Origin of the sequence: Corynebacterium sp. J010B-136, from assembly GCF_002967075.1 — a bacterium.
Taxonomy (GTDB): domain Bacteria; phylum Actinomycetota; class Actinomycetes; order Mycobacteriales; family Mycobacteriaceae; genus Corynebacterium.
The window spans coordinates 565,855-580,917 of sequence record NZ_PUGE01000001.1 but is presented as its reverse complement, the minus strand read 5'-3'; the positions used below and the strand labels follow the sequence as shown (position 1 = coordinate 580,917).

General features: G+C 56.7%; 5 protein-coding genes. All 5 read right to left on the bottom strand.

Going from position 1 to position 15,063, the window contains the following annotated elements; translation table 11 throughout:
- Positions 1-68 precede the first annotated feature (68 nt).
- On the bottom strand, positions 69-9,251 hold the full coding sequence (locus C5Y44_RS02610; protein WP_105323513.1) for a type I polyketide synthase: 9,183 nt from the start codon (positions 9,249-9,251) through the stop codon (positions 69-71).
- 493 nt (positions 9,252-9,744) lie between these two features.
- Positions 9,745-11,241: an amino acid permease gene (locus C5Y44_RS02605; RefSeq protein ID WP_105323512.1), complete on the bottom strand. Its 1,497-nt coding sequence runs from the start codon at positions 11,239-11,241 to the stop codon at positions 9,745-9,747.
- 53 nt (positions 11,242-11,294) lie between these two features.
- Positions 11,295-11,999: a FadR/GntR family transcriptional regulator gene (locus C5Y44_RS02600; RefSeq protein ID WP_105323511.1), complete on the bottom strand. Its 705-nt coding sequence runs from the start codon at positions 11,997-11,999 to the stop codon at positions 11,295-11,297.
- A gap of 120 nt (positions 12,000-12,119) precedes the next feature.
- Complete coding sequence (locus C5Y44_RS02595; RefSeq protein ID WP_105323510.1) at positions 12,120-13,286, bottom strand: ATP-binding protein; 1,167 nt, start codon at positions 13,284-13,286, stop codon at positions 12,120-12,122.
- 18 nt (positions 13,287-13,304) lie between these two features.
- Positions 13,305-15,008: a long-chain-fatty-acid--CoA ligase gene (locus C5Y44_RS02590; RefSeq protein ID WP_105323509.1), complete on the bottom strand. Its 1,704-nt coding sequence runs from the start codon at positions 15,006-15,008 to the stop codon at positions 13,305-13,307.
- Positions 15,009-15,063: the final 55 nt, after the last annotated feature.

Genomic DNA, 15,063 nt, shown 5'->3' with positions numbered 1-15,063 from the left:
TTTCCCACAGTACCAATTCCGGAAGGGAGCTAATTTCTCTCGCGTGGGGTTAGCCTGTTAACTGCACCTTACTTAGCCGGAGGGAAAGTGCCTTCGGCGGTGAGACGGATGTCGTCGTCAAGCAAGAGCGCGATTTCTGCGGCCTTGTCGGCGGCGACTGGGCCGTAGTTCTCAATCTCTACGGTGCCAGCTGCCTCAGGCAGGCGGCGGCCGTCGATGACCTCGAACAGGGTCTCCTTGCCAATCATGCCGGCTTCGAAGCGAGCAGCACCGCTGGCAAGACGAGCATTTGCCTTCTCACGCCACTCGGCAGCTGCCTCAGCAGATACCTGCTGAGCAACGGCAGCCTCGAAGACACCTGGGTGAGCGTAGACCAGCAGGGCGCCGACGTGGCCGAAGCCCAGGGAGGTCAGTGCCGCAGCCTTCACCGGACGGTTAGCTGCTTCCACATCAAGTGGGGAACGCAGCCAGACCAGGTTCTTCGCCTTAGCCTCAATCAGCGGGTCAACACAGTCCAAAGACTGGTTGGCTGGGATGCGGCCAGTACGGAAGACGTCAATCAAACCACCGGTCTGGAACAGTGCTGCACCAGCCTTGGAGTGACCAGTCAAGGTCTTCTGCGAGATGACGAACAGTGGCTGGTCCACGTCGCGGCCAATAGCTGGCCACAGGATGGAGTGCAGCTCCGACTCGTTCGGGTCATTGGCGTTGGTGGAGGTGTCGTGCTTGGACAGAACCGAAACATCGTTCGGGGTCAGACCAAGACCTGCCAGGCCCTTGGCCAGACGGGAGTTCTTACGTCCACGGCCAGCACCCAAAGCGCCCAGACCTGGAGCAGGAATGGAGGTGTGTGCACCGTCGCCGTAGGAAGCCGCGTGAGCAACTACAGCGTAGACAGGCAGACCCATCTCACGAGCCAAGGAACCACGAACCAGAAGTACGGTACCGCCGCCTTCTGCCTCGAGGAAGCCGCCACGACGACGGTCATTCGCACGGGAGATGAAGCGGTCATCGATGCCCTGGTCGGTCATCTTCTTGGTCTCAGCGGTTGCATTCATGTCGCCGAAGCCGGTCAAAGACTCAACCTGAACGTCATCAATACCACCGGCAACAACCAGGTCAGCCTTGCCCAGAGCAATCTTGTCAACGCCCTCTTCGATGGATACCGCAGCGGTTGCACAAGCACCGATTGGGTGAATCATCGAACCGTAGCCGCCAACCAAGGACTGCATGGTGTGCGCTGCAATAACGTTTGGTAGAGCTTCCTGCAAGATGTCGGATGGACGGTCCTCGCCGAGCAGACGGGTAACGAATACCTTGTGCAGGGATTCCATGCCGCCGATACCGGTACCTTGCGTGGTTGCAACCTGACCTGGGTGGATTACCTGCAGCAACTCAGCTGGGCTGAAACCTGCTTGGGTAAACGCATCGACTGCGGTGACCAGGTTCCATACGGCCATGCGGTCGAGTGCATCCAGCATGTGATCTGGGATGCCCCACTTGGCAGCATCGAAGTGGTCAGGCATCTGGCCAGCGACAGTGCGGGACAGGGTTGCCTTGCGTGGAACACGCGCGGTTGCGCCCTTGAGGCGGGTGACTTCCCACTCGCCGTCAACTTCACGCAGCTTGGTGAAGCTTGGGTCTGCTTCTTCAATGTCGCGTGCTTCTTGCTCAGATGCAACGGTGAAGACAATATCGCGGTCCAAGAATACGGAGGTCAGGTCAATGGAGCCCTGGTCAACCATGTTGTACTTGTCGGTCAGGGTACGGATACCGGAGCGAGCAACAACCTCATCGCGGAAGCGGTTGTAGATATCCGCTTCGTCGACTTCGTTGCCATCTTCGTCGTACCAGGCTGGACGTGGGTCATTTGCCCACTGCACCAGACCGGTCATCCATGCCAACTCCAAAACGCCAGCTGCAGTCAGGTCAACAGCACCGTCGCGCTGCAGGCCGTATTCTGCCTCGAAGCGGGTACGGCCGGAGCCCCAAGAGGAAACCTCGCCGACACCAGCGATGACTACCATGTCATCCAAGTCAGTGGTGACTTCGCCAACCTCTCCTTCTGGTAACGCGGCAGGTAGTTCTACCTGGCGCGTGTTTGGCAGGGCAGCGATAGTCGCTGGTGCTTCGAGAGTGCCGTTCGATTCGTTAGCAATGGACGCATTCTCGGCGTCCTCGCGAACCTGCGCTGCAAGCTCAGAGATGGAGATCTTGGAAGAACCAAGACCACCGGTCAGATCCAGCTCCAGTGGAGCTTCCGCTGCCTGCGCGCGGGATTCAGCGGATGCCAAGGACATCAGCTGGGAAGAAATCTCTTCTGGGTCCCAGACGTGGATGCCAGCAGCTTCAGCAGCTGGAATCAGGATGTCGTTGCCACCCATCAGGGAAGTACCAGATACCCAGCCAATCTTTGCCTGTGCCAGGGTAACGCCTTCTGGCCAGCCTGCTTCAGCAGACCACTTAGCCAAGATAGCGTCCAGGGCTGCCTTGACTTCGCCGTAAGCGCCGTCGCCGCCGAACATGCCGCGGTTCGGGGAACCAGGCAGAACAATGTGGCAACGGGTATCAACTGCTTGCTGCGCAAGGTTGGACAGACCAGCAATGGTGCGCTCAACCGACCACAGCAGCAGACGGGTCTGGTTTTCAGCCTGTGGGCCGGCATCGGCAACAGAGCCAGACACGGAAGGTGCCGCGAATGGGAATGCCAAGGTTGGGGTCAGTGCTGGCTTGGTGATCTTGACTTCGTTGCCAACAGACTCACGCTGCTCAGTACCAATCCAGTCGATGAGAGCATCGACATCGCGGTAAGAGCTCAAGTTCGCAGGAACAACCCACAGAGCAGCACCTGGAATTGCGTGTGCAGCATAGAGCTTGCGGGCAAATTCCTTACGGGACTGGCTCACGCGGGATGCGGTCATGATGACGGTCGCGCCGCCTTCAAGCAGACGCTCAACCAATGCGGTTGCAATCGAGCCAGGAGCAGCACCGGTAACGAGAGCAACATCGCCAGCGAATTCGCCGTCGAGTTCCTCGCGTGCGGCAGCAGCAATAGCCTGCAAGGTAGCAGCCGGGGTGGCCTTCGCGTGTGCACCGGTGGCAGCAGCAGGGTTATTAGCCCACCACTCCGCCTGCTTGGCGATGGTCTCTCCGGTTCCACGGAAACGCTCCGCTGGAAGATCCAGCTCACCGAGTGCTACGCGCGCAAGGTCTTCACGTGCGGATGCCCAGCGGTCATCGAAAAGCACTGCGCGCTTCGCGTCGAAGGATGGGGTGACGGTCTTTGCCCAACCGGAACCAAGTTCAGCTTCAACGGTCTCGAACAAGGTGTTGTCGGTCTCTGGGGTCTCTGGTGCTTCTTCAACCAGACCCAGCTGCGCCAGAACCTGGCGAGCTGCAGTTGCCAGAACACCGTTTTCGCCGGTGACGGTATCTGCATAAGCATCCAAAGCAGCGGAGTCAACAACTCCACCGCCGCCACCAGCACCAGCCGAGCCCATGGACACGGAAGTGCCGTGAGCTGCTGCGACAGCCTGAACTGCGGCATCGACAAGAGCGTCAACGTCAGACTTGGAAGAAGCCGTGGTCGGAACGGTAGACAGGGAGCCACCGCGCACGGAGTCCTCATCGCGGGAGCCGAGCAAGATTTCAGCCTCAACGTGAGCTGCCCACGACAGTGGCAAGCCCCAGGTGCCGGTTACGCGCTCAGAGATGTATGCAGGCTTTACACCTGCTGCACCGGTGAGCTGGCGCAGACGTGCGGTCACGGCCTCGGAAAGGACAACGCCGAACGGGGAGTAGCCCGGAGCTGCAGTCTTGACGCGCTCACGCAGGGTAGCCACGTCAGCATCAGCAGCACCATCAATAGCTGGTACGCCGATTTCTGCGGACATATCCATGAGCAACTGGTTACGGCGGGAAGAGACACCATTGGTGAGCTCTTCAACCGTATCGGTGTCATTGATCTGGTCCTGGCGGATCTTGTTCTGGAATGCGAACAGAACCATAATCGCCTCAGCTGCGCTAAATGGCAGGTCCGGAGCGTCAGCCGCAGCAGTACCGCCAGCTGGAGCAGCGGAAGGTGCCGGTGCAGCAGCAACGGTCTGTGCCTCAGCGGAAGGAATAGCCTGAGTGTTGTCCGAGGCCGCAGCAGCGGATTCGCCTGGCTTTTCAGAAGCCGCGGTGGACGAGGTTGCTTCGCCTTCTTCAACATCGAAGGTTTGAGCTGGTGCTTCCTTCACGTCTTGCAGCATGACCTGATCCTGGTCGCGCTCAACGTTGAATACTGGCAGGTCAACGCCCGCGATGTCCATGGAACGCTTAGCTAGGTTGGTCAAGGTAGGCGATGCCGCGAGACCAACTTCAATGATCTGGTCCACTTCACCAAAGAGCAGTTCCTGGGTTTCAATCCAGCGAACTGGGGAGGCGAACTGCCAGGACAACAGCTCAATCATGAGCAGACGAGCAAGGGACTGCTCATCGAGGTCTTCGACCTTGAGGTTGTCCAGCTTGCCGGAAGGAGCCAGTGGTTTAACCTTGTCGATGAATTCCTGGGTGAGCTCGAATGGGGAAGCCACCAGGTTTGGCACATAACGGCCAACCAGTGCGTCCAAGTCGAGGGTTTCTGGCAGCAGCTCATCGAGTTTTTCAGCGAACGCTGGAACGCCGCCGCGCAGAACCTGGGAGTGGAAAGGCACGTCAATGCCAGGAACCGTGACATATGCGCGGTCCTTGACGGAGTTAGCCTTCTTCTTCAACGCCGCAAGACCTGCCTTGGTACCCGCGATGGAGTACTGCTGGCCAGCGATGTTGTAGTTGACGATTTCTAAGAACTCGCCGGTTTCTTCAGCGGTCTGAGCAATGTATGCCTCAACCTCATCAGCTGGAACACCAATCATGTTTGGACGCAGTGCGCCCATGCCGTAGTTGGAGTTACCGTTTGCATCGCGCTCAACCAAGGTGCCCATTGCGGAACCACGGGAGTAAACGATGTCGATGACTGCTTCGAGGTCGAAGATATTCGCCAACGATGCCAGCGCGGTGTACTCACCAAGGGAGTGACCGGCGTACATGGAGTTGGTGCCCAAAGCGCCAGCTTCGCGCAGACGCTCAGTCTGAGCGTAGGCAACAACAGCGAGAGCAACCTGGGTGAACTGGGTCAGGTGCAGGACACCGTTCGGGTGGATGAACTTGGTGCCGCGAACAACCAGCTCGGTTGGGTTGTCGTCGATGATCTGGCGGATGGAGAATCCCAGTGCGGTGCGGGTGTGGCGGTCAGCACGACGCCATACTTCGCGTGCAGCTGCCGATGCATCACGGTCACCACGGCCCATGCCCTCAGCCTGGATGCCCTGGCCTGGGTAAACATAAGCGGTGCGTGGCTGCGCCATCAAAGCCTGGCCGCGAGAGACTACCTCGCCGTCGATACGGCAGGTGACCTCGAATGCAGCGTGGATGCCCTTGCGGCCAACGCGCTCGACGGTGATCTCAACTTCATCGTTAAGCTGCACCATGCCGAACATGGAGTAGGTCCAGCCCACAACGGTGCCGTGGTTGCCAGCGAGGTGCTGTGCAGTAGCCGAAAGCCACATGCCGTGTACCAGTGGTGCCTCAAGGTTGACCAGGCGAGCTGCGTTGGTGGAGGTGTGAATTGGGTTGTAGTCACCGGAGACCAGCGCGAATGGAGTCATATCCGCAGGTGCGGTGACATATGCGCGGTCCACGAAGGAACGAGGAGTGACCTCTACCTTGTCCTGGGACTTGCCGCCGCCCCAGGCTGGAGCAGGAACCGGGACAGAAGTGCCGGTTGCGCGGCCGCGGATAGCGAAGCGCTGCATCTGGGTAGCCACGACTTCCTGGGTCTGCGCGTCGCGCAGTTCCAGCTCAACCGTGACAATACGACCAGCGTTGGACTCAGCGATGGATGCACAACGGGAAGTTACGTCAATGCGACGGCCTTCGCCCTTTGCGCCCTGTGCCAGTTCATCGAGAGGAACGCGCACGTCCACGACGTGGTCAAGGTGAACAGCGTTGAGCAGGCCTTCAATGACTGGGAAGTCGGTGCCAGCTGGCTCGCCGTGTTCTTCGGTCAAACGCCCGGTGCCCAGCGCGGTGTAGATTGCTGGCCAGCAAGGACCAACCAAAGCATCTGGGGCGCCCGCATTGACGGTGCCCAGTGCAGCGCCGGTAACCGCGGTGTGTGCGGTCAGCAAGGTAGAAGGCAAGGTGAAGGAGTATTCGACCAAGCCGTAAGGGTTTTCTTCAGAAACAGAACCTTCGATGACCTTTGGCAAAGCGGTGATTTCATCGCCGGTCTCGGAGATAGAACCAACACCTGCAACGCCTGCGAGCAGGTCAAAGACTGCCTTTGGCAGACGTGCATCATCTACAACTGGGGATGCACCGGTTGCTACTGCCTCAGACAGTGCAACTGGGATATCTACGTGCTTGACGTAGAAAGGACGCTGCTCTTCAGGCAGGTTATCCCAGTAAGAGTCAGAATTGATGCGAATTGCAAAGCCTTCACCATCATCAACGATGTCGAATGCTTCTTCTGGCAACTCATATGCAGGGTTAGCAATGAGGTGGCCGTGCCACATAATGGTTGGCGCATTGCGCAGGAACTCTTCTGCGTTCTTGGCAGAAGCCAAGCGGGAGTAGAGCTCAACTGCTTCCACGCCGGCATCGTTAAGCGCTGCGGTGGTGGCATCTTCGAAGCGGCCCAGCAGCTCAGCTACTGGCTCATTCTTCTTGGTAATACCTGCAACCGCGACCGGACCAGGAATGATACGAACGCCATCAGCGTCGTAGCGTGGGTCCTGTGCCTGCCACAAGGTGTCCTTCGCGAACCATTCCTTAAGGTCACCGTCAATAGCGGTGGTCCATGGCATTGGCTTAACGTGCTTGCGGATAAGGGTTGGGAACCACGCCTCATCACGAGTGTTGACCTTGGTGGTCTTCGCGTTCGGGTAAGCAGCAATAAGCTTTGCTACTGCCTCTGGTGCGTTCTCGGAATCTTCGAGTGATGGGAATAGGGTAGGGATTTCACCGTGGTCTGCTTCGTTGAGACGAGCCTCAACGCGCTGCAGGAGATCGTGGAAACGGTCGTGCCAGGTTGGATCAACCCATGGGTAGGCGCGTTCTGCGAAGCGGGAAACCCACTGCTCGTAGGTCATTTCGGAGACGTCGCCGAAGTAAGGCTTCGAGGTCTTTGCCAAAGCCGCGATGATTTCATCACGACGGGAGTCGTATTCCTCGATTGGGATCGAGGTGATCAGGCGAGATGCCTTCGCGAACGAGTTATCAATCTCGTGCAGGTCAGCCAACAGGTGAGACTGGGAGGAGGAAACGCCGCCGTCAGCCTTCAAACGGCCAACCCAGCCGCCGTTGGTATCTGGGGTGATACCTGGGGTGTCAACGAGCAGCTGCTTAACGTCATCGTTAGCAGTTGCTTCCTTGGTTGCCATGGCTACGGTGCCCAAGAAGACACCATCAACCGGCATGATTGGCAGGCCGTACTTGGTGGACCAGGAACCAGTCAGGTACTCGGATGCGCGGTCCGGGGAGTAGATGCCGCCACCGACGGTGATGGCAAGGTTGTCATGCTGGCGTGCTGCTGCGTAGGTAGCAAGCAGCATCTCATCCAGGTCAACCCAGGAGTGGTGGCCACCAGCGTGGCCGTCTTCGATCTGGACGATGACGCGGTGCTCAGGGTTATCTGCAGCAATTGCGATGCAGTCCTGAATCTGCTTGGTAGTACCTGGCTTGAAAGAGATATAAGGGAAGCCATCAGCGGTGAGCTGATCAAGTAGTTCCTTAGCCTCATCGAGCTCAGGGATACCAGCGGAGATGGTCACACCGGTAAATGCAGCGCCATTAGCACGAGCCTTAGGCACGATACGTGCCTGACCGAACTGCAGGTTCCACAGGTAGCGGTCGAAGAACATGGTGTTAAACGCTGCGGTGCGGCCTGGCTCTAGAAGCTCCATCATGCCATCTTTGTTGATGGTGAAAGCTTCGTCAGAGTACTGTCCGCCACCGGCCATCTCAGACCAGTAGCCACCGTTTGCAGCTGCAGCAACGATGCCTGGATCCATGGTCGTTGGGGTCATGCCGCCCAAGATGATCGGGGACATACCGGTCCACTCAGAGAAACGGGTCTGAGTGTAGGACTTGCCGTTAGGCAGGGAGATGAGCTTTGGTGAAAACTCTTCGTAGTTCACAGCGGTTGGTAACTCGGTGCCTGGGGTTGCCAGGTTATCGCGCTCAGCGGCGGTAGCAGCTGGAATAACAACCTTGCCGGTGCCAGTGATCAGTGGTGCGGTCAAAGAAGACAGGCCACGATCCAGGGAAATCAGATAGTTACTGTTGAGAGCGTTCACGCTCTCAACCCAGTTGTGTGGCTGAACCAAGATGGAATCAGCGAGCTCACGCGCAAGATCTGCATCCAGGCCACACTGGGTGGCGTATTCGACGGTCAGATCCGCGGCTGCCTGCAAGGAAGCGTGGTGGAAAGGAAGGGCAACGCGCAATACGTCAAAGACTGGGTTGATCTCAGAACCACCAATGAGACGCTCTTCGAGCGCCTCATTGTAAGACTCAGCTGCCTGCGCAATGTTGGACTCGGTCTTTGCCAAGTCTTCTGGGGTACCGGACAGTGCGAAGTGTACGCGGCCGTTAACTACAGCAATAGCTGCGTCACCAGCGAGGTACTCTTCGATCATCTCGCGTGGCACGCCTCGTACAGACAGCATGTGGGAGCGGGAGTCATTCGCGCCCTGGGTAACAGCAGCTGCAGTACCCATCAAAACTGCCAAGGCCAGGGCCTGGCGTGCATCCTTCACGGCTGCAACGCCCAAAGAGCCCTGGGAGTGACCAGCAAGCTGCGCGGAATCTACATCCACGCCCAGCTCGCGCAGGTGCTCGATGGCACCGATTTGTCCCAAAACAATGCCTGGGATGGAGTATGCCGGGTATGCGTCATATTCCTTAGCCACTGGGCTTTCATCAGCCGGGGTGTTAGCTAGTTCTTCTAAACGCTCATAAACCCCTGGGCAAGAAGACGCGATGATGCGTGCTACCGGGCCGGTGGTCGTGCGTACTTCTTTTAAGATGTCGCGCAGCTGTGCTGCCTGGTGTGGGCTGGCTGCGGCATCGGCGATGGCCTTTTGCCATGCAGAACCCTGACCTGCAAACAGCACTGCCGGGGCAGTGCTGTCATTAGACAAGGTATGCAAGGGGGTCAACGACATATTAAATAGTCCTCTTTAAACGTATCGGTGAAAGGTTTATGGCTTTTCCCTAAGCCAGAAAATATGACGCGATAGGCGTCCGGGGTTTGCTACACGAAAACAAACTATCGCGATTACGCTACCGTAGCCTACTTAGGCGTAAGTAGGCAGCCTCACACACCCAAATGTGAGGTTTTTCTCATATTTATAAAATGTGTAACCGATCGTTGCCTGACCACGTCAATCACCATAAAAGCGCCCGCCAAATTTCCCCGAAATAGACGTAAAATCAGCCTGTAGTACGCCTGAAATTTTGCTGAAAATGCCTGTACTTTCGGCCTGTAAATGCGATGTGAACAACAGGGCTAGAAACGGATTTATGGGATGCCGGTTCCGTAAACCCTTCTCGTTAGGGCACATGCTTAAACCCCCATTTGAGTAGTGAGAAGGACAAGAAATCCAACTCAACACTCAAACGGGGGCTTTGTTTTCTTAAGCTTTAAATTTCAGCTTTTTAGAAGGTGGCTGCTTCTTGGCCAGCTGCAGCACGTTCCGCGGCAATGGCATTGATGCGGCCGCGGCAGGCATACCATCCGGCGATGAGGATTGGGATGATGACAAGAAGCCCTGCAACCGTCCAGGTTCCCACTGGGTTATCGAATGCCATCAGTACCACGATGAGCACGAGTGCTACTAGTACGAACCAGCTGGAGTATGGTGCGAAAGGCATGCGGAAGCTCGGGCGTTGGAGCTGGCCACGGTCTGACTTCTTTACCAATGCGATGTGGCAGAGCATGATCATTCCCCAAGAAGCGATAATGCCGATAGCTGCGAAGTTCAGAACAATTTCAAAAGCTTGAGCCGGCACGATTGCGTTGAGAACAACACCGACGGCTGCCACGACGGTGGTGATGATAATTCCGCCATAAGGAACACCATTGGCACTGATGCGTCCGGCAAACTTAGGCGCGGAACCGTTCAACGACATCGAGCGCAAGATGCGTCCGGTGGAGTAGAGGCCCGCGTTCAGGGAGGACATAGCTGCGGTAAGAACCACGAGGTTCATAATCACGTCCATGCCGGGAACGCCGATGGCGCCGAAGAAGGTAACGAATGGGCTTTCGCCTGCTTTGTACTCAACATAAGGCAGCAGCAGCGACAGCAAGATCAAAGAGCCAACGTAGAAGACGGCGATGCGGAAGATAACAGTATTGATTGCCTTCGGCATGACCTTCTCAGGGTTTTCTACCTCACCTGCGGCGGTGCCCAACAGCTCAATGGATGCGTATGCGAAGACCACTCCCTGCATGAGAACCAGAACTGGCAGGATGCCGTTAGGCAAAATACCGCCGTTGTCTTGAATGAGGGACCAGCCGGTGGTGTGGCCTTCAATAGGGGTTCCGAAGATGACAAAGTAGCAACCTGCGACGAGGAAAGCAGAAAGTGCGAGGACCTTGATGAGTGCGAACCAGAATTCCAGCTCGCCGAAGACCTTCACGGAAATAAGGTTCATGCCCAACACGAGCAACAATGCGGCTAGTGCCCAAGTCCATTGTGGTACGGCTGAAATCCAGGAAACGTAGCGTCCGAAGAAGTTCATGTACAAAGCTGCGGCTGTAATATCCACGATCGCTGTCATGGACCAGTTCAGCCAGTACAGCCAGCCGGAAGCAAAAGCGGCCTTTTCGCCGTAGAACTCACGTGCATAAGAAACAAAGGAGCCGGAGCTCGGGCGGTACATGACCAGCTCGCCGAGCGCACGAAGAATAAGGAAAGCAAGCGCGCCACAGATGGCGTAGCTGATGACAATTCCGGGACCAGCTTGGGCAAGGCGTCCGCCGGCACCCATGAACAGTCCGGTACCAATGGCGCCGCCGATGGCTATCATGTTGACCTGACGGGTGCTTAGCCCCTTGTGGTAGTCGCCATCGCCAGCAGTGATTGCAGATTCAGTTGCGGAATTCGCCGGCTTTATCGTGGCTGCAGAGCCTGAGACTTGAGTCGTTGACATAGTGTGCCTTTTCTTTAAAGGAATGAAACGGTTGGGGTGTCTATTAACAGGGCTTAGGGCTGCTTTTTGACGATCCCATCAACAGCAACGCGTACTGCGGAAAGGTGGAAGGCCATCGCTTCTTCAGCGGCGTCTGTGTCTTGAGCGGCAATCGCTTCGACGATGATGCGGTGTTCCTTGTCGGAAGGTTCTCTGCGCCCGGAGACCACGTTGACGGTCTCGGACTGACGCGCCAGGGATTCGCGAATGTCGCCGACAATCTTGGTAAAGACCGAGTTTTTGCTAGCGCTGGCGATGGTTGCGTGGAATTCGGTATCCAATTCAACCCACGCGACGTGGTCATCCTCAGATTCCATTTGTTCCATGATGTCTTGCAATTTCTTCAAATCATCAGTGGTTCGGCGCAGTGCAGCGAGGCCAGCGGCAGGGACTTCAATGTGGGGACGAGCCTCGTGGATATCCGTAGAGGAGTAGTTGCCGAGCACTAAGTCGTTCGCAGGCGTTGCAGAAATGACAAAAGTGCCACGGCCAGTTTCGGTTTTAGTTAGTCCCAGCGTTGCCGAGGAACGCAGCGCTTCGCGGATGACCGAGCGGCTAACGCCAAAAGATGCCGCAAGTGAAGCTTCCGAGCCCAGCTTTGAGCCGATGGGAATTTCGCCGGATTCGATTCCTTGGCGAATGGAGTTGAAGACTTCCTCGGCAGCGCTGGTGCGCGAAAGCACCGGCTGTCGGGGTGTCCAGCTGTCAGACAGGTTCATACCGGAAGATTATGCACTGTGATGCGCCTTACGTCAACAGGCAAATGTTGTATGCGCTGATATTCTGCTCAATTTAGCCTGCATAACAGCTACGTTTGAAAATTTCACGCAGCTGGATTCCTATTGCACATAGCGCGTGCGCGGCTCGGCCAGGAGATGCTCTGCCATATACGGCTGGGTGAAGCGCACATACCCGTGTGAGGAAGGCTCAATGAGCTCTTGCTTAATCAGCGCCGCACGGATTCTGCTGATGCCGGTGGTGGTCTTCTTCAACAGCCCGGCGATTTCACTAATGGACTGTTCCTCACCGCCCAAACGCGCCATTGATCGCAAAAATTCGCGCTGTAAGTCGGTGACATGCCGCAGCGCTGGTCGATGCACCTGCGAGCCGAAAGTATCAATTGCCTCTTTGAGGAGGGCATCGATAGTTGCTTCCGTGACTTCATCTTCTGCCTGGTCTTTAGTTACTCGCCATGCAAGGGCGCCGATGAGCTGAACCAAGTAGGGAAACCCGAATGATGCGGTGGCCGCGCGCCGGGCAGCAGCATCGCGAAAGTGGATGCCGGAGCCATCGGCGGTAGCGGCGAGAAGATTCACGGTGTCATCGGCAGTCAATGGGCCTAGCTCATAGGCGCTTGCACGGCGTAAGAAGGTGGTGCCCGGCAAATCCAAGAGGTCCCGGGTGCCAACCGTGAGGCCTGCGAAGGCAAGAGCGACGGGAAGTTCGTCCTTGATGAGATTCTGGAAGGCTTGCGCTACCGCAGCGAGATCCTCACTCGGGGCGTCTTGGACCTCATCAATGGCAATGAAGACGCCGCTGCCGCTGGTGTATTCCAGAAGCTGCCGGATACGAGTTTCTACCGTGGGTACAGGTTGCAGCTGCCCGTAACGGGGATCGAGTTCGGTTTCTACACGGCCTAGACCTGCAATGCCAAGTGCTTTAAACCTAGTCTCCGCCTGCGGGTTGAGCTTGGCAATCTGCGCTGGAATAGCCGTATTAATAAGGTGCTCGGCCATGCTCGTGCTGCCGATAGCCCGCACTGAAATCCACCCGCGAGCTTCGGCAATATCTTCGAGCTCCGTCAACAGAACTGTCTTGCCAATCCCGCGGGTACCGCTGATTAACATCGCGCGATCAGGATGACCCACGGGGCTGTCGAGAGCTTCCGCGAATCCTTCTAAAATTACCGTTCGTCCTGCCCAAAAGCGTGGCGAGGCACCAAAAGTAGGACGAAACGGATTCGGGGTTTCTGCTGGAAGCTCAGGACTTTTAGAACGCGGGGACATATGTACAAGTTACATAAATTATTTCCCGAGCAGCTTGAGCAAGTCCGCCTGAACTTCACGGCGGCGAATCTTGCCCAGCTGGTCTTTGGCGAGCTCTTCGAAGTGGTAGAAGGTGCGTGGGACTTTGTAACGGGTAAGGCGTTCACGGGAGAAGTCCTTGAGGCCCTCTGGATCCAAAGCTGCACCATCGCGCAGGGTTACACACGCAACGACGTCTTCGGAGCCATCGTGACGCGGACGGCCGACCACGGCGACATCGGTGATATCGGGGTGGGTAAGCAGAATCTCTTCGACTTCCGCCGGGTAGACATTGAATCCACCAGTGATGATGATTTCTTTGATACGGGCTACCAGGCGCACAAAGCCATCTTCTTCCATAACACCGACGTCGCCGGTGCGGAACCAATCGCCGTGGAAGGCTTCTTTAGTAGCTTCAGGCTTGTTGAGATAGCCCTTAAAGACCTGTGGTCCGCGAACCAGCAGCTCGCCCTCTTCACCATCAGGCATCGTTTCATCCAGGTTCTCTGGGTTAGCAATGCGTACTTCGGTATCAGGGAAAGGAAGACCAACATAGCCCGGACGGGTCTTGCCGTTCATGGGATTACCACAAATAACGGGGGAGGTTTCAGTCAGACCGTAGCCTTCCACCAACTTGCCGCCGGTAAGCTTTTCCCAGTCCTCAACGGTTGATACCGGCAAGGTGGAAGCGCCAGAGAAAGCATTGTCGATGCCCGTGATCTCGATATTTTTCTCATTCGCCGCAGCAATGATCTTCTCGTACAGCGTTGGCACACCCGGTGCAAAAGTTGGAGTGTGCTTCTTCAAAACATCGATGATGAGTGGGATCTGTGGTGCTGGGAGTAAAACCATCTCAGCCCCAACATAAGGGCCAAGGGTTGCCACCATGGTGAGGCCATAGACATGGAACATCGGCAAGGTTGCGAGGAAGCGCTGTTGCTTATCGCGCAGTCCCGGGACCCAGGCATCACCCATGACAACCATGGAAGCCATGTTGCCGTGGCTGAGCATCGCGCCTTTGGGCTCACCAGTAGTACCGGAGGTGTACAGAATCAGCGCAGTGTCTTCACGCGTGACAACTGGGTATTCAATGTCCTTGCCGGAACCGCCAATTGCGTGTGAGCACAAGGTGGACCAAGGGACAGTGTTCGGAGCATCGCCGGTGAGCGCATCGCGCTTGGACGTAATCGGTGGAACCGGAATGCGCAGCAAAAGCTGCATGCGCCGCGGCATGGCTTCCGTCATGTTGACGGAGATGATGGTCTCCAGCGGGGTTTTCCCACGCAGCTTTTCTAAGGTTGGTGCGGCCTTGTCCCAGGCAATGGCAACACGCGCACCGTGGTCATTGAACAGGCCTTCTAATTCATGTGCGGTGTAGAGCGGGTTATGCTCCACTACCGTTGCACCCAGCTTTAATACGGCATAAAAGGCTGCGATGTGCTGCGGGCAGTTCGGTAGAACCAAAGCCACGCGGTCGCCTGGGCGAATGCCAAAAGCTTTCAGGCCTGCGGCGGCAGCGTTTACCTGGTGGTCTAAATCGCTATAAGTTTGAGTGCGGCCGAAGAAGTAAGTAGCAGACTTATTGCCGTTCTTTTCTAGGTTGTTGTCGTAGAAATCAACCAGCGTGTCATCGCCGTAGTCCAAGTGTGGCTCGGTCCACGCTGCGTAATTGTGGATCCAGGCTTTGGTTTGAAATGCCGACATAAGACGTCCTCCCAGGGATAATTTATCGATGGTGCATCTGCAACGGTCAGCGCGA